The sequence below is a fragment of the Rhodobacter sp. SGA-6-6 genome (assembly GCF_011043545.1).
Lineage (GTDB): Bacteria > Pseudomonadota > Alphaproteobacteria > Rhodobacterales > Rhodobacteraceae > Pseudogemmobacter.
Genome location: NZ_JAAKGP010000003.1, coordinates 258,577 through 278,855, shown reverse-complemented (window position 1 = coordinate 278,855; position 20,279 = coordinate 258,577). Strand labels below are relative to the sequence as shown.

The 20,279-nt window shown below is 70.4% G+C and carries 18 protein-coding genes; 12 read left to right on the top strand and 6 right to left on the bottom strand.

The genetic code is table 11. The features are described from left to right. Positions 1–108 precede the first annotated feature (108 nt). Positions 109–708 carry a LysE family translocator gene (locus tag G5B31_RS07790; protein ID WP_165015637.1) on the bottom strand — a complete coding sequence of 200 codons (600 nt, stop codon included), beginning with the start codon at positions 706–708 and terminating at the stop codon, positions 109–111. Between the two features lie 72 nt (positions 709–780). Here G5B31_RS07790 and G5B31_RS07785 point away from each other — a divergent pair, with 72 nt between their 5' ends. Continuing rightward, positions 781–1,233, top strand: coding sequence for an Lrp/AsnC family transcriptional regulator (locus tag G5B31_RS07785; RefSeq protein WP_165015634.1), 453 nt, complete (start codon positions 781–783; stop codon positions 1,231–1,233). Positions 1,234–1,378: 145 nt separating this feature from the next. Next, positions 1,379–2,656, top strand: coding sequence for an O-acetylhomoserine aminocarboxypropyltransferase/cysteine synthase family protein (locus G5B31_RS07780; RefSeq protein ID WP_165015631.1), 1,278 nt, complete (start codon positions 1,379–1,381; stop codon positions 2,654–2,656). 476 nt (positions 2,657–3,132) lie between these two features. On the opposite strand, the gene G5B31_RS07775 is transcribed toward G5B31_RS07780, so the two are convergent. After that, the gene (locus tag G5B31_RS07775) at positions 3,133–3,858 is read right to left on the bottom strand and encodes an SIMPL domain-containing protein (protein ID WP_165015628.1); all 726 of its coding nucleotides are present in this window, start codon (positions 3,856–3,858) and stop codon (positions 3,133–3,135) included. Positions 3,859–4,030: 172 nt separating this feature from the next. Here G5B31_RS07775 and G5B31_RS07770 point away from each other — a divergent pair, with 172 nt between their 5' ends. Continuing rightward, on the top strand, positions 4,031–7,072 hold the full coding sequence (locus G5B31_RS07770) for a translation initiation factor 2 (RefSeq protein WP_165015625.1): 3,042 nt from the start codon (positions 4,031–4,033) through the stop codon (positions 7,070–7,072). Between the two features lie 52 nt (positions 7,073–7,124). On the opposite strand, the gene hppD is transcribed toward G5B31_RS07770, so the two are convergent. Beyond that, complete coding sequence (hppD, locus tag G5B31_RS07765) at positions 7,125–8,219, bottom strand: 4-hydroxyphenylpyruvate dioxygenase (RefSeq protein WP_165015622.1); 1,095 nt, start codon at positions 8,217–8,219, stop codon at positions 7,125–7,127. An 84-nt stretch (positions 8,220–8,303) separates the two neighbouring features. On the opposite strand from hppD, the gene G5B31_RS07760 reads away from it, so the two are divergent. After that, positions 8,304–8,816, top strand: a complete 513-nt coding sequence (locus G5B31_RS07760; RefSeq protein ID WP_240904328.1) for an Lrp/AsnC family transcriptional regulator — start codon at positions 8,304–8,306, stop codon at positions 8,814–8,816. 141 nt (positions 8,817–8,957) lie between these two features. After that, on the top strand, positions 8,958–10,868 hold the full coding sequence (locus G5B31_RS07755; RefSeq protein ID WP_165015619.1) for a cation:proton antiporter: 1,911 nt from the start codon (positions 8,958–8,960) through the stop codon (positions 10,866–10,868). Positions 10,869–10,915: 47 nt separating this feature from the next. Here G5B31_RS07755 and cobT read toward each other — a convergent pair whose 3' ends face one another. Continuing rightward, positions 10,916–11,929: a nicotinate-nucleotide--dimethylbenzimidazole phosphoribosyltransferase gene (gene cobT / locus G5B31_RS07750; protein ID WP_165015616.1), complete on the bottom strand. Its 1,014-nt coding sequence runs from the start codon at positions 11,927–11,929 to the stop codon at positions 10,916–10,918. 84 nt (positions 11,930–12,013) lie between these two features. Between cobT and cobS the strand changes: the two genes are divergently transcribed. From cobS to G5B31_RS07725, 5 genes are all read left to right on the top strand, one after another. Continuing rightward, on the top strand, positions 12,014–12,757 hold the full coding sequence (gene cobS / locus G5B31_RS07745; RefSeq protein WP_240904327.1) for an adenosylcobinamide-GDP ribazoletransferase: 744 nt from the start codon (positions 12,014–12,016) through the stop codon (positions 12,755–12,757). A gap of 92 nt (positions 12,758–12,849) precedes the next feature. Continuing rightward, complete coding sequence (gene ribB / locus G5B31_RS07740) at positions 12,850–13,941, top strand: 3,4-dihydroxy-2-butanone-4-phosphate synthase (RefSeq protein WP_165015613.1); 1,092 nt, start codon at positions 12,850–12,852, stop codon at positions 13,939–13,941. A 3-nt stretch (positions 13,942–13,944) separates the two neighbouring features. After that, positions 13,945–14,445: a 6,7-dimethyl-8-ribityllumazine synthase gene (locus tag G5B31_RS07735; protein ID WP_165015610.1), complete on the top strand. Its 501-nt coding sequence runs from the start codon at positions 13,945–13,947 to the stop codon at positions 14,443–14,445. Then, the gene (gene nusB / locus G5B31_RS07730; protein WP_165015607.1) at positions 14,442–14,927 is read left to right on the top strand and encodes a transcription antitermination factor NusB; all 486 of its coding nucleotides are present in this window, start codon (positions 14,442–14,444) and stop codon (positions 14,925–14,927) included. Before G5B31_RS07735 ends, nusB begins: the two co-directional genes overlap by 4 nt. 38 nt (positions 14,928–14,965) lie before the next feature. Then, the gene (locus tag G5B31_RS07725) at positions 14,966–15,376 is read left to right on the top strand and encodes an META domain-containing protein (RefSeq protein ID WP_165015604.1); all 411 of its coding nucleotides are present in this window, start codon (positions 14,966–14,968) and stop codon (positions 15,374–15,376) included. A 51-nt stretch (positions 15,377–15,427) separates the two neighbouring features. Here G5B31_RS07725 and G5B31_RS07720 read toward each other — a convergent pair whose 3' ends face one another. Together G5B31_RS07720 and G5B31_RS07715 are read right to left on the bottom strand one after the other, a co-directional pair. Continuing rightward, positions 15,428–16,378 carry an alpha/beta hydrolase gene (locus G5B31_RS07720; protein ID WP_346763892.1) on the bottom strand — a complete coding sequence of 317 codons (951 nt, stop codon included), beginning with the start codon at positions 16,376–16,378 and terminating at the stop codon, positions 15,428–15,430. Beyond that, positions 16,375–16,662 carry an SCP2 sterol-binding domain-containing protein gene (locus G5B31_RS07715; RefSeq protein WP_165015601.1) on the bottom strand — a complete coding sequence of 96 codons (288 nt, stop codon included), beginning with the start codon at positions 16,660–16,662 and terminating at the stop codon, positions 16,375–16,377. Before G5B31_RS07715 ends, G5B31_RS07720 begins: the two co-directional genes overlap by 4 nt. Positions 16,663–16,729: 67 nt before the next feature. Here G5B31_RS07715 and G5B31_RS07710 point away from each other — a divergent pair, with 67 nt between their 5' ends. Both G5B31_RS07710 and G5B31_RS07705 read left to right on the top strand, forming a co-directional pair. Beyond that, the gene (locus G5B31_RS07710; RefSeq protein ID WP_165015599.1) at positions 16,730–17,350 is read left to right on the top strand and encodes a hypothetical protein; all 621 of its coding nucleotides are present in this window, start codon (positions 16,730–16,732) and stop codon (positions 17,348–17,350) included. Between the two features lie 5 nt (positions 17,351–17,355). Continuing rightward, positions 17,356–20,277, top strand: a complete 2,922-nt coding sequence (locus tag G5B31_RS07705) for a helicase-related protein (RefSeq protein ID WP_165015596.1) — start codon at positions 17,356–17,358, stop codon at positions 20,275–20,277. Positions 20,278–20,279: the final 2 nt, after the last annotated feature.

Here is a 20,279-nt window from a genome sequence, read left to right as displayed (position 1 = left end):
GGGCGGGCGGGCGCTGGCCGGGTGCTTGGGGCACCCGGCCGGTCCCGATTGAAACGGTGCGCTGTGGCGAAGGCGATGGCCTTCGCCAGCGAGACGTGGAACCCGCCCTCACATCTCCATCGTCACCACTGGCCAGAGCGAGGCGATCAGCAGCACCGCCATGGTCCAGTTGAAGGCGCGCAGCCGGGCCGGGTCCTCCAGCCAGCGCCGCAGCCCCTGCCCCGCCGCTGCCCAGATCATCACCGAGGGGAAGTTCACCACCATGAAGATCACCGCGACCAGCAGATAGGCCGCCGCCGAGGGTGTGGCGACATAGGCCGTCACCGCGCCGAGCGCCATCGCCCAGGCCTTCGGGTTGACCCATTGGAAGGCGGCGGCCTGAAGGAAGCTCAGCGGCTCGGCCCGCGCCTTGCCCTCGCCCGGGGCGCCGGAGTTGGCGATCTTCCAGGCCAGCCACAGCATGTAGCAGACCGAGCCGGTCTTCAGCACCGTCAGCGCCGGAGGCCAGGCGCGGAACATCCCGGCGATCCCCAGCCCGACCAGGAAGACCATCAGCGCATGGCCGAGGCTGATCCCCAGCATGTGCGGCACCGTCCGCCGCAGGCCGAAATTCACCCCGCTGGCCAGAAGCATCATGTTGTTCGGCCCCGGCGTGACCGAGGTCACGATGCCGAAGCCGAGAAGGGCGAGGAACAGCTCGTATGTCATGGCGCAATCATTGCCGAGGAATCGCCATCAAGGATTGCAATCTCTTGCGCCGGAACGCAATATTCGCAACGAATGACGAAGATAGACGATATGAACCGCCGGATATTGCGCGAGATGACGCGCGACGGCCGCCAGACCAACCTGCAGCTGGCCGAGCGGGTGGGCCTGTCCCCCTCCGCCTGCCTGCGCCGGGTGCAGGAGATGGAACGGGCCGGCGTCATCCGCGGCTACCGCGCCGTGCTCGACCCCGACAAGCTGGGGATCGGCTTCACCGCCTATGTCACCGTCGGCCTGAACAGCCATACCAAGGCGGCGCAGGAGGCTTTCGAGCGCGCCGTCGCCCGCGCGCCGCAGGTCCGCGAATGCCACAACGTCACCGGCACGGTGGAATACCTGCTGCGGGTCGAGACCGCCGACCTGCCCGCCTACAAGCACTGGCACACCGAGGTCCTGGGCGTGCTGCCGCAGGTGCAGGCGGTCACCACCTTCGTCGTCATGGGCAGCCCCAAGGACGACAGGGCGTAGACGATCCTTCGGCGAAGGATCGTTCTCCGGCTCCGGCCCGGAAGGAACGATCTTCATCATCGGCATGAGAAATCCGCATCGCGGCGGCCATTGCCGCGGGACGGCCGCTCCCCTAACCTCGCGGCAAAGGACAGCGGAGGATGACATGACAGACAGACCGATGGGTTTCGACACCCTGGCGATCCATGCCGGGACGGCCCCCGACCCGGCCACCGGCGCACGGCAGATCCCGATCTACCAATCGACCGCCTTCGTCTTCAAGGACGCCGACCATGCGGCCCGGCTGTTCAACCTGGAAGAGGTCGGCTGGATCTACTCGCGCCTGACCAACCCTACCGTGGCGGCGCTGGCGAACCGGGTGGTGGCGCTGGAGGGCGGCGCGGGCGGCATCGGCTGTTCCTCGGGCCATGCGGCGCAGATCATGGCGCTGTTCCCGCTAATGGGGCCGGGCAGGAACGTGGTGGCCTCGACCCGGCTCTACGGCGGCACGATGACCCAGTTCAGCCAGACCATCAAGCGCTTCGGCTGGTCGGCGAAATTCGTCGACACCGACGACCTGGGCGCGGTGTCGCGGGCAGTGGACAAGAACACCCGGGCGATCTTCTGCGAGACCATCGCCAACCCCGGCGGCTATGTCACCGACATCCCGGCGCTGGCGAAGATCGCCGACCGCAAGGGCGTGCCGCTGATCGTCGACAACACCACCGCGACGCCCTGGCTGTGCCGGCCGATCGAGATGGGGGCGACGCTGGTCGTGCATTCCGCCACCAAGTATCTGACCGGCAACGGCACCGTCACCGGCGGCATCCTGGTGGATTCGGGCAAGTTCGACTGGTCCGCTTCGGACAAGTTCCCCAGCCTCAGCCAGCCCGAGCCCGCCTATCATGGCCTGACCTTCCACCCCGCGCTCGGGGCGATGGCCTATACCTTCCACTCCATCGCCGTCGGGCTGCGCGACCTCGGCATGACCATGAACCCGCAGGGGGCGCATTACACGCTGATGGGGATCGAGACGCTGGGCCTGCGGATGCAGCGCCATGTCGAGAACGCCCGCAAGGTGGCGGAATGGCTGGAGAAGGACCCGCGGGTGGAATCGGTCACCTATGCCGGGCTGAAGTCCAGCCCCTATTACAAGCGGGCGAAGAAGATCGTTCCGAAGGGGGCCGGGGCGCTGTTCACCTTCGCGCTGAAGTCGGGCTACGACGGCTGCGTCGACCTGATCAACCGGGTGAAGCTGTTCAGCCATGTGGCGAACCTCGGCGACACCCGCAGCCTGATCATCCACCCGGCCTCGACCACCCACCGCCAGCTGGAGCCCGAGCAACTGATCGCCGCCGGGGCGCCGCCGGACATGGTGCGGCTGTCGATCGGGATCGAGGATGTCGAGGACATCATCGCCGATCTGGATCAGGCGATGGGGTGAGTCGCCGCCGTTTCGGGTGATTGTCCGTCCCATCCACGGGATCGGCGAAAAACATCAGGAATGCGCGGCTCGACCGGGCGGGAGAAGGCGAGGCATTGCCTCGCCCCCGCCCGTGCGAACTGGATCAACCGGAGACGGTGGTGGCACGAGACCCCGGGAGGCCAGCGCCCGACCCGGCGGGCGCTGGCCGGGCCTTTGGGGCCCGGCCGGTCCAGACTGAACCGTTGCGCTGTGGCGAAGGCACACGCCTTCGCCAAGAACACCGTTGAGCGGCGGGGTGAACCCCGCCCTACGGCAGTTCCCGGTCGCCCGGCGGATGGGGGCCGGCGTAGGGCGGGGTTCACCCCGCCATTTCCCTTGGGGTGCCGCGGGAAATGGCTCCCCGTTCGCAAGGAGATGACAGCTTTCGCGTCTCGACGGTTTCGCCGGACAGGACCATCCACCCGGCCAGACGCCTGGAGCATCAACCGACCGCCCTACTCCGCCAGATCCCAGACCACCGTCACCGTGGCCTGCATCGACAGCTGGCCCGACTCGACCGGCACCGGGGCGGCGGACATCGCGGCCTCCTTGAACATCGGCGCAGGACCGCCGCCGTAGCCGCTGTTCTCGGTGATCACGGCGATGCGGCCCAGCTTCACCCCTGCGGCCTCGGCGTAAAGCGCGGCCTTGGCCTTGGCGTCCTCGATCGCGGCCTGGCGGGCGGTGTCCATCGCCGGGCGCGGGTCCTGCAGCCCGAAGGTCAGCCCGTTCAGCGTGTTGGCGCCGTCCTGCACCGCGGCATCCAGCACCGCACCAAGGGTGTCCAGCTTGCGCACCTTCACCGTGACGATGTTCATCGCCGTGTAGCCGCTGATCTGCGGCCCCGAGGAACTGCTTTCATAGCCGGTCCAGTTCGGCGTGACCGACAGGCTGGAGGTCTGCAGGTCGCGCCCCTCCACCCCCGCCTCGCGCAGCCGGGCCAGCACCGCCTCCAGCGCGGCGGAATTCGCCGCCAGCGCCTCGGCCGCGGTGGCGCCGGTGGTGGTGACGCCCACCTGCAATGTCGCCAGGTCGGGGGCGATCTCGGTCGCGCCCTCGCCGGTGACCGTCAGTTGCGCGGGGGCGCGGTCGGCCAGCGCGGCGGGCGCGGTCAGCGGCAGGGCCAGGAGAAGGCCGAGGCCAAGAGCTGCGGCGGGGGCGGGCATCAGACGGTTCAGCATGGGGTCCTCCTTGAACTGAACGGACATTTCACGACCTGTAACGCAGCGCGCAAGGCCATCCTTGGTCAGGTAACGGCCCTTTTTCTTTCTTTCGGCAAAAAGCTGCTGTAGGAAGACCGCAGCCGTCCGGGGCGCGTTTCCGCGTCCGGTTTCCCTGTGTTAGACCCGTGCAATGAAACCGAGTTTTGCCCTCAGCTTCACCGAAGACGCGATCCAGCTCCTGCACCGCGCAGGCAAGGGCTGGGTGGTCGTGGGTGAAACCCCCTTCGCCGCCCCCGATCTGGACGAGGCGCTGGACTACATGCGCCGCACCGCGCTCGGGCTGGAGCCTGCGGGCTTCGCCACCAAGCTGGTGATCCCCAATTCGCAGATCCGCTACATGGAGATGGACGCCCCCGGCCCCTCGGACGAGGAGCGGCGGGCGCAGATCCGGGCGGGGCTGGAGGGCAAGACGCCCTATCCGGTGGACGACCTGGTGTTCGACTGGTCCGGCAGGGGCAAGCTGGTGCGCGTCGCCGTCCTTGCGCGCGAGACGCTGGACGAGGCCGAGGCCTTCGCGGCCAGCCACAGGTTCAACCCGATCTCCTTCGTCGCCATCCCCGACTACGGCGATTTCAACGGCGAGCCCTGGTTCGGCAAGACCGGCGCCGCGGCGGGCCTGCTGCCGCCGGGCGAGGAAGTGGAACGCGACCGCGGCGCGATCCGCATCCTGACCCGCGGGCCGCGGGGCGAAACGGCGCCCGCGCCGGCAGCCGAGCCTCCGGCGGCGGAGACGCCGGCCGCCGAGCCGCCCGTGGCGCCGCAGCCCGAACTGGATCTTTCGGGTGCGGCGGAAACGCCCGCCGAGCCGCCTGCGGCGGAGCCGCCCCTGCCCGAGCCGGTCGCGGCCGAGCCTGCCGTGGAGGAGCCCGCCCCGGCCCCCGAACCCGAACCCGTCGCGGCGGAGCCCCCTGCGCCGGAACCTTCCGCAGCCGAGGCCCCTGCCCCGGAAACCTCCCCTGAAGCCCCGGCGCCGGAGCCGGCAGAGCGGATCGTGCCGGCTGCGCCGGCCGCAGCCTGGCCCGAGGAGGAAGAGGAAAAAGCCGCCGAGGCCCTTCCTCCCCCGCCCCCCTCCGTTCCCGAGACCGCCGCCGAGCCTGCGCCTCCCGCGCCGTTCGAGCCGCCCGAGCCGGTCGTGGAAGAGGCGCCCTTCGCCTTCGTCCATGACGAGACCGCCTTCCCCGAAGAGGACGACGACCTGCGCGCCGCCGATCCGGCGCCGCTGCCGAAACCGGCGAAGCCTGCCGATCCGGTCGCCGACCCGCTGGCCGGGGACGACCTGCCCCCTGCTCCCTCGCAGGCGGCGATGGTGGCCTTCGCCAGCCGCCGCAACGCCGAGGATCAGGGCCGCGCCCCCGCGCTCGGCGCCGCTTCGCGGCCGGATGCCGCGGCGCTGGCCCGCGCCGCCCGCGGCAAGCCAGTCGAGGACCTGCCGCCGATGCCGCGTCCGCCGCAGGCCGGCGCCCGGCCCGCAGCCCCCGCCGTGGGCGGGGTGCGCAGCGGCAAGGGGATCGGCGGGCTGGTCGGGGCGCAGGGCCTGGGCGCGGGCCGCAAGGCCGCCAAGGTCAAGCCGCTGCCCCAGCCCTCGGCCCCCGCCCGCACCGCCGCGGCGGTCGCCGCCTCTTCCGATGCCGCCAAGTCGCTGACCCGCCCGGGCGGCACCTTCGGCAACCGCCCGCCGCCGAAACCGCGCTCGCGCGCGGCGCTGTTCCTGTCGCTGGTGGCGATCCTGCTCTTGTGCATGGCGCTGGTTGCGGCCTGGTCGACCTTCTACCTGGCCTCGGGCCAGGACGAGCCGGAGGCGGTGCAGATCGCCGGGGACGATCTTCCCGGCATCGAGGACGAGATGCTGGCCGACGGCGAGGAAGAGTTGATCGGCATGGAGACCGCCGCCGCCGGCGAGACCGCCGAACCGCTCGACACCGCCGCCGCCGAGGAAACCGCCGTGCCCGCCGCCGAAGCCGCGCCGGGCACCGCCGTCTCCTCGGACAGCCCGCCGGCGCAGGTGCTGGCCGAGGACCAGGACGAGATCTTCCTCGCCACCTCGGACACCCCGCCCCCGGCGCTGGATGCGCTGGCGCTGCCCACCCCGGCCGCGGCCGAGGACACGCTGCCCGCCGGCCAGATGCCGCCGCCGCCCTTCGGCACCGTCTATGCCTTCGACGACCAGGGGCTGCTGATCCCCACGCCGGAAGGCATCGTCAATCCCGACGGGGTGATGCTGATCGCCGGCAAGCCGCCGAAGCTGCCGCCCTCGCGCAGCGAGGCCGCCGAGGCCGCCGCCCTTGCCGCCGCGGCCGAAGCTGCTGCCGCCGTGCCGCCCGCCCCGGATGCCTCCGCCGCCGGGCTGGTCGAGGCGGTGCCCTTCGGCGAGACTCCCGCCGCCTCGGCCGAAGGCGCCGTCGAGGCCGTCGCCGCGGAGCAGCCGGTCGGGCCGGAGGCGCAGCCGAACCCCGACCTCGCCGACCGCCGCCCGAAGGAACGCCCCGCCGGCCTGGCGCCCAATCCCGACGAGGCCGCGCTGACCGCCGAGCCGGAGGTGCGACAGGCCAGCCTGCGGCCGCGCGAACGCCCGCGCACCGTGCTTGCGGCCGCCGAGGCCGCCCGGCAGCAGACCGAGACCGCCTCGCTGGCCCTGGCCCCCACCGCCGAGGAGGCCGCGCAGGCCGAGGCCGACCTGGCCGCCGCCGCCGCGGCCGAGGCCGCCAACCCCTCGGTGGTAGCGATCTCGCGCCGGCCGGCGGCGCGGCCCAAGGACTTCAGCCGCGCGGTCGAGGCCGCGGTCGCCGCCGCCATCCGCACGCCCGAGCCGGAGCCCGAGCCCGAGGCGCCGAAGAAGACCGCGGCGAAGAAGAAGGCCGAGGACCTCAAGCCCGAGGAGCAGGAGGACGAGCCGGAAGTCGTCGCCAGCGCCGCGCCGAAGATCCCCAGCAGCGCCAGCGTCGCCAAGCAGGCCACCTTCAAGAACGCGCTGAACCTGTCGAAGGTGAACCTGATCGGCGTCTACGGCACACCGTCGAAGCGCTATGCGCTGGTCCGGCAGGCCAACGGCAAATACAAGAAGGTGCAGGTCGGCGACCGCATCGACGGCGGCCGGATCGAGGCGATCACCCAGAACGAGGTCCGCTACCAGAAGGGCGGCCGGCTGATCGCACTGAAGATGCCGCAGGGCTAAGCCCCGATTTTTCGGCGAAAAATCGTATTCCGATCCTTCGCCGAAGGATCGTTCACCCCGCCTTCAACACCCCGCGGGCCACTTGGTCGGCCTCGATCGATTCGAACAGCGCCTTGAAGTTGCCCTCGCCGAAGCCGTCGTCGCCCTTCCTCTGGATGAACTCGAAGAAGATCGGCCCGATCACCGTCTTCGAGAACACCTGCAACAGGATGCGGGTCTCGCCGCCGTCGACCACGCCCTCGCCGTCGATCAGGATGCCGTGCTTCGCCAGCCGCTCCACCGGCTCGTCATGGCCCTTCACCCGCTCGAAGCTCTGCTCGTAATAGGACATCGGCGGCTTCGGCATGAACTTCAGTCCGCGCTCGGCGATGGCATCGGTGGCGGCATAGATGTCGTCGGTGCCGATGGCGATGTGCTGGATGCCCTCGCCCTTGTAGCGCTTGAGGTATTCGACGATCTGCCCGGTCTCGCCCCGGTCCTCGTTGATCGGGATGCGGATGCGGCCGCAGGGGCTGGTCAGCGCCCGGCTGTGCAGGCCGGAATACTTGCCCTCGATGTCGAAGAACCGGATCTGGCGGAAGTTGAACAGCTTTCCGTAGAAGTCGAACCAGGTGTCCATGTTGCCCTTGTGGACATTGTGGGTCAGGTGGTCGAGGTAGCCGAACCCCACGCCTTCCGGCTTGGGCTTCGACAGCCACTCGAACTCCGGCCCCCAGGGGTCCGCGCCCGGGCCGTATTGGTCGGTGAAGTAGATCAGGCTGCCGCCGATGCCGACGATGGCCGGCCAGTCCAGCGTCTTCGCGCCGGTGAAGGGCTGCGCGCCCTGCGCCACGGCATGATCGAAGGCGTGCTGCGCATCGACCACCCGCCAGCCCATCGAGGGCGCGCAGGGACCATGCTCTTCGACGAAGCGGCGGGCGTGGCTGTCCGGCTCGTCGGTCAGCACATAGGTGATGTCGCCCTGCTGCCACAACTCGATGGCGCGGGTCCGGTGGCGGGCGGTCAGCGCAAAGCCCATCCGGGCGAAGAGGGCGCGCAGTTCCTCCGGCTCGGGATGGGCGAATTCGACGAATTCGAAGCCGTCGGTGCCGGCGGGGTTCTCCGGGCCGATCTTGGCCTTCGGGGCGTCATGCGGGAAGGGACCCATGGCGAAACTCCATATCCTGTCTGCATGAATTCTAGCGCAGGGCTTGCGCGACATGCGCGCATTCTTCAGGATGATCGCCAAGACATGCGCGAATTTCTCGCACCCATGGGCCAGATCATGCAACAGACCGACTCCCTGGACGCCACCGATTCCCGCCTGCTCTCGGCGCTGCAGCGCGACGCCACGCTGACGGCGCAGGACCTGGGCGAGCGGCTGAACCTTTCCCCCAGCCAGGCGGCGCGGCGGCGGCAGCGGCTGGAACAGGCCGGCGTGATCACCGGCTACCGCGCCACCGTCGCCCCCGACCGCATCGGCCTGGGGGTGGAGGCCTTCATCCATGTGGTGATGGCCGCCCATTCCGAGGAGAATGCCCGCGACTTCCGCCGCCTCTGCTACACGCGGGCCGAGATCGTCGCCGCCTGGACCCTGACCGGCGAGGCGGATTTCCTGCTGCGGGTCTGGTGCGCCGACCTTTCCGCGCTCAGCCGCCTGGTGCAGCAGGCGCTCTTGCCGCATCCGGCGGTGGCGCGGGTGCAAAGCCAGATCGTGCTGGACCGGGTGAAACCCGACGCGCCGCTGCCCCTGGCTGCGGGCTGAGCCGCCCTTCACGCAAAAACCCGCATCCGGGGCAGATCATTGCAGCATGTGTCAAGGTTGTGACCCGCAACCCCTGCAAAACCCGTGGAATTCCTGCCCCCGGCTTTCTAGAGTTTTCCCTGCCCCAGCCCGGACTTTTCCATGGAGAACTTCCTTTTCCAGGCCAGCATCTACCTCGGCGTCGCGGTGATGCTGGTGCCGCTGGCGGTGCGGCTCGGCCTGGGATCGGTGCTGGGATACCTCGCGGCGGGCATCCTCCTGGGGCCGGTCTTCGGGCTGGCCGGGGCCGAGACGACCGAGCTTCACCACATCTCGGAATTCGGGGTGGTGATGATGATGTTCCTGATCGGGCTGGAGCTGGAGCCGCAGGCGCTGTGGGACATGCGTCACCGGCTTCTCGGCCTCGGCGGGGCGCAGATCGTGCTGACCATCGCGGTGATCGGCCTGACCGCCTGGATGGCGGGGCAGAACTGGCGCAGCGCCATCGTGATCGGGATGATGCTGGCGATGTCCTCCACCGCCATCGTGCTGCAGACGCTGACCGAGAAGGGGCTGATGCGCAGCCCCGGCGGACGGGCCAGCTTTGCGGTGCTGCTGTCTCAGGACATGGCGGTGGTGCCGATGCTGTCGGTGGTGCCGCTCCTGACCCTGCCGGGCTTCGCCGGGCCGACGGCCGGGATGTTCGGCGTCACCGACGCGCTGGACGGCGAGGTGGGCGCGGCGGTCGCCGATGCGCCGATCGCGCCCTTGCTGGACATCGTCTCCGCCCTGCCCGGCTGGGCCGAGACCCTGCTGACGCTGGCCATCGTCGGGCTGATCGTGCTGGCGGGGCGCTTCCTCTCCACCCCGGTCTTCCGCTTCGTCCATGCCTCGCGCTTGCCCGAGATGTCGACCTTCATCTCGCTGCTGATCGTGCTGGCCATCGCCTTCCTGATGGTTCTGGTCGGGCTGTCCCCCGCGCTCGGCACCTTCGTCGCCGGGGTGGTGCTGGCCAACTCGGAATTCCGCCACCAGATCGAGGCCGACATCAAGCCGTTCAAGGGCCTGCTCCTCGGCCTGTTCTTCATGACGGTGGGGATCGGCATCGACTTCCATGTGCTGGCCCGCGCGCCCGGCACCATCGTCGGGCTGACCGTGGCGGTGATCGCGGTCAAGGCGGCGATCCTTTACGGCATCGCCATCCTTGCGGGCCTGCGCGGCAGGGACCGTTTCCTCTTCACCCTCGGGCTGGCGCAGGCGGGGGAGTTCGGCTTCCTGCTGATCTCCTTCGCCCGGGACGAAGGCGCGCTTGCCGTCGGCGCCGCGGACAAGGCGCTGCTGATCATCTCGCTCTCCATGCTGGTGACGCCGCTTCTCTTCGTGCTCTACGACCGGCTGGCGGGGTTCCTGCCGCACGGGCAGGACGCGCGGGAGCCGGATGCCATCGACGAGAAGGGCCGGGTGATCATCGCCGGCGTCGGCCGCTTCGGCCAGACGGTCAACCGGCTGCTGCGCTCGGCCCGGATCTCGACCGTGGTGCTGGACAGCGACGTGGCGATGATCGAGACGCTGCGCCGCTTCGGCATCAAGGGCTTCTTCGGCGACCCCTCGCGCCCCGAACTGCTGGAGGCCGCCGGCCTGTCGCAGGCCGAGGTGCTGGTGGTGGCGGTGGACGGCCGCGAGAACGCGCTGCGGATCGTCCGCCACGCCCGGCGGGTGCGGCCGGACCTGCACATCGTCGCCCGCGCCCGCGACCGGGTGCATGTCTACGAACTGTATCAGGCCGGCGCCGACGACATCGTGCGGGAGACCTTCGACAGCTCGGTCCGGGCCGGGCGCTACGTGCTGGAGAACGCGGGCTTCTCCGATTACGAGGCCGCGCAGTTGACCAAGGCGTTCTGGCGCATCGACCGCGCCGCGATGCGTGACATGGCCGAGCTGTGGGTGCCCGGCCAGCCGCTGGACCAGAACCCCGATTACATCGCCCGCGCGCGGGAGCTGGAGCGGGAACTGGAATCGGCGCTGCTGGACGAGTTGGGACTGGCTCGGCCGGCGACCACGGCGGCCGAATAGCCGGACTTCGCGCGAAGTCCGGCCCGATTTCCGCGCGGAAATCGGTATCAGCCGCCGCTGACCCCGGCCTCGGCGAAGGTCGCCATGCCGTTGTGGCAGGCCACCGCGCCGCGGATCACGTTCAGCGTCAGCGCCGCGCCCGAGCCTTCGCCGAGCCGCATCCCCAGGGACAACAGCGGCTCCTTGCCGATGGCGGCGAGCAGGCGGCCGTGCGCGCCCTCGGCGCTGAGGTGGCCGGCGAGGCAATGGTCCAGCGCCGCGGGGTTGGCTTTGTGCAGCACCGCCGCCGCGGCGCAGCTGATGAAGCCGTCCAGCACCACCGGCACCCGATGCATCCGCGCGGCCAGATAGGCCCCCGCCATCGCCGCGATCTCGCGCCCGCCGAGGCGGCGCAGCACCTCCAGCGGGTCATCCAGATGGCCGGCATGGGCGGCCAGCCCCGCCGCCACCGCCGCCTCCTTGCGGGCCAGCCCGGCGTCATCGACGCCGGTGCCGCGCCCGGCCCAGCCCGAACTGCCAAGCGTGCCGCCGAAAAGGGCTGCCGCAATGGCCGCGGCGCTGGTGGTGTTGGCGATGCCCATCTCGCCGGCGACGAACAGGTCGGCCTGCGGGTCCACCGCCTGCCATCCGGTGCGCAGGGCTTCCAGCAGCTCCGCCTCGGTCATCGCCGCGTCTTCGGTGAAATCCGCCGTCGGCCGGTCCAGCGCCAGCGGATGCACCGACATCGCTGCGCCGGCCAGCTGCGACAGCTGGTTGACCGCCGCCCCGCCGGCCTGGAAATTGGCGACCATCTGCACCGTCACCTCGGCCGGGAAGGCCGAGACGCCGCGGGCGGCGATGCCGTGGTTGCCGGCGAAGATCGCCACCTGCAGACGGTCGGCCGCCACCCGGCCCTTCCACCCGGCCAGCCATTCCGCCAGCTGTTCCAGCCGCCCCAGCGACCCCGGCGGCTTGGTCAGCACCGCGTCGCGGGCGCGGGCGGCGGCGATGGCCGCGGCATCCGGGGCCGGAAGCGCCTGCACCGCTTGGCGGAAGTCGTTCAGGGTGGCGATGCCGGTCATGCTGTCCTCCGCGATTGAACCCGTCGCGGGATGCAGCTACCCCAAGGCAGGACGGGGGGCCAGACAGGAAAGGACGGTTCGGCGATGGAGAGCGACGGGCTGATGCGGCTGCGCGATCATCTGCTGTCGGCGCTGGCGCTGCTGACTCGGCTGCCGGTGCCCCGCCACAGCCCAGCCGGGGCCGACTCCGCCTGGGCCTGGCCGCTGGTCGGCGGGCTGCTCGGGGTCCTGGCGGCGCTGCTGGCCTGGGTCCTGCTCGCCCTCGCCATTCCGTCCGGGCCGGTGGCGGCGGCGGCGCTGGTCCTGCTGGCGCTGCTGACCGGGGCACTGCATGAGGACGGGCTGTCCGACACCGCCGACGGGCTGCTCGGCGGGCGCGACCGCGCGCGCCGGCTGGAGATCATGAAGGACAGCCGGATCGGCAGTTTTGGCGCGCTGGCGCTGGTGCTGGTGATGCTGGCCGCCTGGTCGGCGCTGGAGGCGCTGATCGCCGAGGGCCGGCTCTGGGGTCCGCTGATCGCCGCCGCCGCGCTGTCGCGGGCGCCGATGGCGGTGGTGATGGCCGCCCTGCCCCCGGCCCGGCCCGGCGGGCTGTCGGCCTCGACGGGGCGCCCTTCGTCCGCTGCCGCCGGGGGGGCGGTGCTGGCGGCGCTGGTGCTGGCGCTGCTGGTGCTGGGATCGGCCGCGCTGGCCCCGGTGCTGGCCGCCGCCCTGCTGCCCGCCCTGCTGGCGCTGGCGGCGCAACGGATGATCGGCGGCCAGACCGGCGACATCCTCGGCGCCTGCCAGCAACTGGCCTTCGCCGCGGCGCTGGCGGTGCTGGCCTGAGCGCACAGAGCCTCTGCGCATCCTGCCTCTGGCCTTTGGCCGCGACCCGCGCTATCCCGCTGCGGACACCCCCCTCCGCGAAGGCCGCCCGCATGTCCGAACGCACCGACTTTTCCGACGCCATCTCCTCGCCCGAGGAGATCATCGAGGACGCCCGCAACGGCCGCATGTTCATCCTGGTCGACCACGAGGACCGCGAGAACGAGGGCGACCTGGTGATCCCGGCGCAGATGTGCACGCCGTCGGCCATCAACTTCATGGCCACCCACGGCCGCGGGCTGATCTGCCTGGCGATGCCCGGCACGCGCATCGACGCGCTCGGCCTGCCGCTGATGAGCCCGAAGAACTCCTCCCGCCACGAAACCGCCTTCACCCTGTCGATCGAGGCGCGCGAGGGGGTGACCACCGGCATCTCCGCCGCCGACCGGGCGCGCACCGTCTCGGTCGCCATCGACCCGACCAAGGGCGCGGCCGACATCGCCACTCCCGGACACATCTTCCCGCTGCGCGCCCGCGACGGCGGCGTGCTGGTCCGCGCCGGCCATACCGAGGCCGCGGTGGACGTGGCGCGGCTGGCGGGGCTGAACCCTTCCGGCGTGATCTGCGAGATCATGAACGACGACGGCACCATGGCGCGGCTGCCCGACCTGATCGGCTTCGCGCAGCGACACGGGCTGAAGATCGGCACCATCTCGGACCTGATCGCCTACCGCCGCCGCCACGACAACCTGATCAACGAAAAGGCGGTGCGGCCGGTCCATTCCATCCATGGCGGCGACTGGCTGATGCGGGTCTATTCCGACGACACCCAGGGCGCCGATCATGTGGTGCTGACCAAGGGCGACCTGTCCACCGACGAGCCGGTGCTGGTCCGCGTCCATGCGCTGAACCCGCTGGAGGACGTGCTGGGAATCGGCGCCGCCGGCAGCCTGCCCGCGGCGATGCGGCTGATCGCGGCCGAGGGGCGCGGCGCGGTGGTGCTTCTGCGCGACACCTCGATGAAGATGGTGGAGGCCGGGGAGCATTCGCCGCAGACTCTGCGGCAATACGGGCTGGGGGCGCAGATCCTGGCCTCTCTCGGGCTGTCGAAGATCATTCTCGTCACCAATTCCAGGGCGCCGAAGGTGGTGGGGCTGGACGCCTGGGGCCTGACCATCGCCGGCACCCATCCGATTGCGGAGTAAGCCATGGCTGCCTCGATCACCCATTACACCCTGCCGCTGCCGGCTTTCGACAAGCCGGTGAAACTGCTGATCGTCGTCGCGCCCTATTACAAGGAGATCGCCGACAACCTGGTCGCCGGGGCCCGGGCCATGGCTGCCGCCGTGGGCGCCGAGGCCGATCTGGTCGAGGTGCCGGGGGCGCTGGAGATCCCCTCCGCCATCGCCATGGCCGAGCGGCTGGCGAAATACGACGGCTATGTCGCGCTCGGCTGCGTGGTGCGGGGCGAGACCACCCATTACGACACCGTCTGCAACGACAGCTCGCGCGGGCTGACGCTCTTGGGGCTGCAGGGCGCCTGCATCGGCAACGGCATCCTGACGGTGGAGAATATCGAGCAGGCCGAGGTGCGTGCCGATCCCGCCGGACAGGACAAGGGCGGCGGCGCAGCGGCGGCGGCGCTGCACCTGATCGCGCTGGCGCGGGGTTGGGCCGGCGCCTCCAAGGGCATCGGGTTCCGCGCATGAGCCCCCCCGACAAGACCGCAGACAAGACCGCCGAGAAGCGCCGGATGAAATCGGCGGCGCGGCTTTACGCGGTGCAGGCGCTGTTCCAGATGGAAAGCTCGGGCCAGACCGTGGCCCAGGTCTGCCGCGAGTTCGAGAGCCACCGCTTCGGCGCCACCTACGAGGAAGGCGAATTCGCCGAGGGCAATGTCGACCACTTCCGCGCGGTGGTGGAGAAGGCGGTCGACTGGCAGGCCGCCATCGACCAGCTGACCGACCGGGCGCTGGTGGCGAAATGGCCGATCGACCGCATCGACCCGGTGCTGCGGGCGCTGTTCCGCGCCGCGGGGGCGGAGATCACCCAGATGGACACGCCGCCGAAGGTGGCGATCACCGAATATGTCGATGTCGCCAAGGCCTTCTTCCCGGAGGGGAAGGAGCCGAAGTTCGTCAATGCCGTCCTCGACCACATGGCGCGTGAGGCCAAGCCTTCGGCCTTCTGATGCGTCACAGGGACAGGACGATCCTAAAAGGACCTGACATGACCCGCCTGCTTCCCGCCCTGACGCTTGCCCTCGCCGCCGCCTGCACCCCTGCCCTCGCCACCGCGATCGGCGGCGAATGGACGCTGGTCGGTATCGACGGCAGCCGCGCCGCCGCCGGCACGACCATCGTCTTCACCGCCGACGGCAAGGTTTCCGGCAAGGCGCCCTGCAACCGCTATTTCGGCAGCTACGGCGGCGAATTGCCGGAGATCGCGCTGTCGGCCCTTGGCGCGACCAGGATGGCCTGCGCGGCGCTGGAGGCGGAAGCGGCCTATTTCGAGGCGCTGCAGGCGACGACCCATGCCGAGGTGGCCGAGGAGCACCTGTTCCTGATCGGGCCGGAGGGGCGGGTGCTGGAGTTCGCCCGCGACCCGGACGACGAGACCTGCATCACCTGCGGCGACTGATCGGGTTTTCACCGAAAACCCGTAAGGCACGAATTTTCGACGAAAATTCGTTCAGCGGCTGGCGTCGAACAACCCTGCCGAAGCGTCGAAGAACCGGGCGCGGATGGCCGGGCCCTCCATCATGATCTCGTGCTCCGCCCCGGGGTAGAGGTCCAGCCGGCCCTTCGGCCAGCTTTGCATCCGCAGGTGGATCGGCGCCGGGTCCACCACCTTCTCGGCGGTGCCGAGCACGCAGAGCGCCGGCAGGTCCGGCGCCGGCCGCGCCATCAGCGCGGCGCATTCGCTCAGCGCGGCGCGCAGCCAGCCCATCGAGGGGCCGCCGAGGCCGAGGGCGGGCTCGGCCAGAACCTGCGCCTTCATGTAGTCCCACATCTCGCGGTCGGTGGTCAGCACGTTGCCGGCGAATTCCGCCTCGGCGACATAGGACACCGCCGCGGTCCCCGGCGCGTAGCGATGCGCCTGGCCGAAAGGCCCGGCCAGCGCCGAGACCACCTGCGCCAGCGGGCGCAGCCAGGCCGCCATCATGATCCCCCACATCGGCGCCGAGAACACCGCCGCGCGGAAGCCCAAGCCCCGGTGCAGCGCCCGCAGCGCGATGCAGCCGCCCATCGAATGACCCATCAGCATCAGCGGCCCCGGCAGCCCCTGCTCGGCCACCAGCGCCAGCAGGGCATCCAGATCGCGCTGATAGTCGTCGAAATCCCGCACATGGCCGGACATCGGGTCGGGCAGCAGCCGGTCGGCCAGCCCCTGCCCGCGCCAGTCCAAAGTGGCGACCGACCAGCCGCGCGCCACAAGGTCGGCGGCGGCGCGGCCGTATTTCTCGACATATTCCGTGCGGCCGGGCAGCAGGACCACGGTGCCCTTCGACCCGCCGCCCCACAGCCCCGCCCGTATCCGCACCCCGTCCGCCGCGCGCAGCCAATAGGCCCGCCCGCCCGGCGGGCCATCGGCCAGCGCGGCGTGGAAGGGGGCAGGCTGCGGGGCGAAGGGAGCGTTCACGACAGCACGGACCCCAGCTTCATCGCCAGACCCATCGAGCCGTCGACCGACAGCTTGCCGGTCATGAAGGCCATGGTCGGGTTCATCTCGCCGTCGAGGATGGCCTTGAACACCTCGGCGCTGGCGGTCAGGGTGACATCCGCCTCCTCGTCGCCCGCCCGCACGCCCGTGCCGTCCAGCATGATCGCTCCCTCGCCCTGAATGACGAATTTCGCAACACCGTCGAAGCCGCCCGACACCTTCTCCGACAGCTGCTCCACAGCCTTATCGATCACCGTGCTCATCCCCAAGTCTCCCTTTCGTGACCCATCCGCCTCTGGCATTCCCCTGCCGTTCGGCTACCATCTCCATATGAGAGCCAGCCCGGGGTTACACAATCGTATCGTTGCGGCACTTCTGCCGGTCTTTCTCGCCTGCGCCCCCGCGCTGGCGCAGGAGGCGCCCGAGGACGTGCCCGCCATCGAGGTTCCCGCGCCGCCGCCGCTGACCGGGCAGGCCAAGCTGGACGACCTCTATACCCGGCTGGCGCAGGCCGAGGATGCCGCAGAGGCCGGGCGGATCGAGGCGGAGATCCGCATCGAATGGTCGAAGTCCGGCTCGCCGGCGATGGACCTGCTGTTGCAGCGGGGCGCGGACGCGCTGTCGGCCGGCAACATCCCGGCGGCGATCGAGCATCTGACCGCGCTGGTCGACCATGCCCCCGATTTCGCCGAAGGCTACCACGCCCGGGCGGCGGCCTATTACGCCGCCGGCGAGATCGGCCCGGCGCTGGCCGATCTGGCGCATGTGCTGGAGGCCGATCCGCGCAACTTCGACGCGCTGGCGACGCTGGGGATGCTCTTGGAGGAAAGCGACAGGCCGGAGAAGGCGCTGGAGGTCTATCGGGCGGTGCAGGCTATACATCCGCACCTCGCCGACGTAAACGACGCCATCGACCGGCTGGCGAAGACCCTCGAGGGGCAGGAGCTGTAATCCCGATGCTATCCGCGGGGCGGGTGACGGCGGTCCTCGGGCCGACGAACACCGGCAAGACCCATCACGCGATCGAGCGGATGCTGACCCATCGCACCGGCGTCATGGGCCTGCCGCTGCGTCTTCTGGCGCGCGAGGTCTACGACCGCATCGTCGCCCGCATCGGCCCCTCCACCGTGGCGCTGGTGACGGGGGAGGAGCGGATCGTCCCCGACCGCACCCAATACTGGGTCTGCACCACCGAGGCGATGCCGCAGGAGATCGGCGCCGATTTCGTCTGCGTCGACGAGATCCAGCTCTGCGCCGACCCGGAGCGGGGGCATGTCTTCACCGACCGGCTGCTGCACGCCCGCGGGCTGGTGGAGACGCTGTTCCTTGGCGCCGACACCATGCGGGGCGCCATCTCGGGCCTCGTCCACCAGCATTCCTATGTGAAGCGCGACCGCTTCTCGACGCTGAGCTATGCCGGATCGAAGAAGATCAGCCGGATGCCGCCGCGGTCGGCCATCGTCGGGTTTTCCGTCGAAAACGTCTATGCCATCGCCGAACTGATCCGGCGGCAGAAGGGCGGTTGCGCGGTGGTGATGGGGGCGCTGTCCCCCCGCACCCGGAACGCGCAGGTCGCGCTCTACCAGTCGGGCGAGGTGGATTACCTGGTCGCCACCGATGCTATCGGCATGGGGCTGAATCTCGACATCAAGCATGTCGCCTTCTCCTCCACCTCGAAATTCGACGGGCGGCGGATGCGGCCGCTGACCGCGCAGGAGATCGGCCAGATCGCCGGCCGCGCCGGGCGGCATACCGAGGACGGCACCTTCGGCGTCACCGGCGAGGCCCGGCCCTTCGATGAAGACCTGGTGGAGGCCATCGAGAGCCACCGCTTCGCCCCGGTGAAGAAGCTGATGTGGCGCAACGCCGATCTCGACTTCGGCTCCTCCGAACGGCTGATCCGCAGCCTGGAGGCGCCGACCTCGAACGACTGGCTCAGCCGCGCCCGGGATGCCGACGACGTGCTGGCGCTGAAGGCGCTGTCGGCGATGCCCGAGGTCACGGCCCGGGTGACCGATGCGAAACGGGTGCGGCTCCTCTGGGATGTCTGCCGCATCCCGGATTTCCGCAACGGCGCGGAGTCCGACCATTTCGCCCTTCTCGCCCGCATCTTCGACTTCCTCTGCGGCCGCGGGATCGGCGGCGGCCGCATCCCCTCGGACTGGCTGGCCAAGGCCATCGAGCGGATCGACAAGACCACCGGCGACATCGACACATTGTCGCGCCGGTTGGCGCATATCCGCACATGGACCTACGTCACCCAGCGGCGGAACTGGGTGGATGACGAATCGCATTGGCGCGAGGAGACCCGCGCTGTAGAAGACCGGCTGTCGGATGCGCTCCATGCCGCGCTGACGCAACGATTTGTCGACCGGCGCACATCCGTGCTGCTGCGGCGGTTGAAGCAGAAGGAGGACCTCGTGGCCGAGGTGAACGACAAGGGCGAGAACCGGGGCGAAGTGACCGTGGAGGGGCAGTTCGTCGGGCGGCTGGAAGGCTTCCGCTTCCAGCAGGATTCCACCGTCTCCGCCGACGAGGGCAAGACCCTGCGCCAGGCCGCCATCGCCGCCTTGCGGCCGGAGTTCTCGCTGCGCGCCGACCGTTTCTACAACGCGCCGGACACCGAGATGGACTTCACCGAACAGGGCGGCCTGATGTGGGGCTCTTCCGCGGTGGGCAAGCTGGTGAAGGGCGCCGATCCGCTGAAACCCTCGGTCGAGCCTTTCGTGGACGAGGAAGCGGGCGAGGAGGTGGCCGAGAAGGTCCGCCGCCGCCTGCAGCATTTCATCGACCGCAAGGTGGCCGCACAGTATGAGCCGCTGCTGGCCCTTGGCCGGGACGAGGCGCTGCAGGGCCTGGCCCGCGGCTTCGCCTTCCGCCTGACGGAATCGCTCGGCGTGCTGCCGCGCGAGGCGGTGGCGCAGGAGGTGAAGGAGCTGGACCAGGAGGCCCGGGCCTCCCTGCGCAAGCATGGCGTGCGCTTCGGCCAGTATACCGTCTTCCTGCCGGCGCTGCTGAAGCCCGCGCCGACGCGGCTGCGGCTGGTGCTGTGGTCGCTGTGGAACGGTCTGGCCGAGTTCCCCGAAAGCCCGCCCCCGGGGCTGGTGACCATCCCCAACATCGCCGAGGTGCCGAAGCAGCACTACACCCTGTCGGGCTACCACCCCGCCGGGACGCGGGCGATCCGCATCGACATGCTGGAGCGTCTGGCCGACATCCTGCGGCAGAAGGACAGCCGGGCGGGCTTCGAGGCGACGCCGGACATGCTGTCGATCACCGGCATGACGCTGGAGCAGTTCGCCGACCTGATGGCCGGCCTCGGCTACAAGGGCGAGAAGGGCGAGCGACCGAAGGTGAAGGTGGCCGAACCCGTCGTTCCGCCCGCCGCCATCGACGAGGCCATCGAGGCCGCCGCCGCCGCAGGCCAGCCGATCCCGGAAGAGGTCTCGCTGCTGGCGCCGGTGCCGGACGAGCCCGAGGCGCCGCCCGCCGAGGCCGGCGAGGAGGCTGCACCGGCCGAGATGGAGGTGTTCTTCACCTTCACCTGGGCGCCCCGCCCCCGCTTCCAGCGCCCCGAACGCGGGCCGCGCCCCGAAGGCCAGCCCCGCCGGGAACGACCTCAGGGAGACAGGCCGCAGGGAGACAGGCCCCGGGGCGACAAGCCGCAGGGCGACCGCCCGCGCGGCGAGCGGAAAGAGGGCGAGGGCCGCAAGGACTTCCACGGCAAGGGCGGCAAGCCCGGGCCCAAGGGCAAGCGCGACGGCGCCAAGGACGCCCCTCGCGAACGCAAGTTCGAGGCCCGTCCCCCGCGCGCCGAAAAGCCCATCGACCCCGACAACCCCTTCGCCGCCCTGCTGGCGCTGAAGGGCAAGGTCTGACG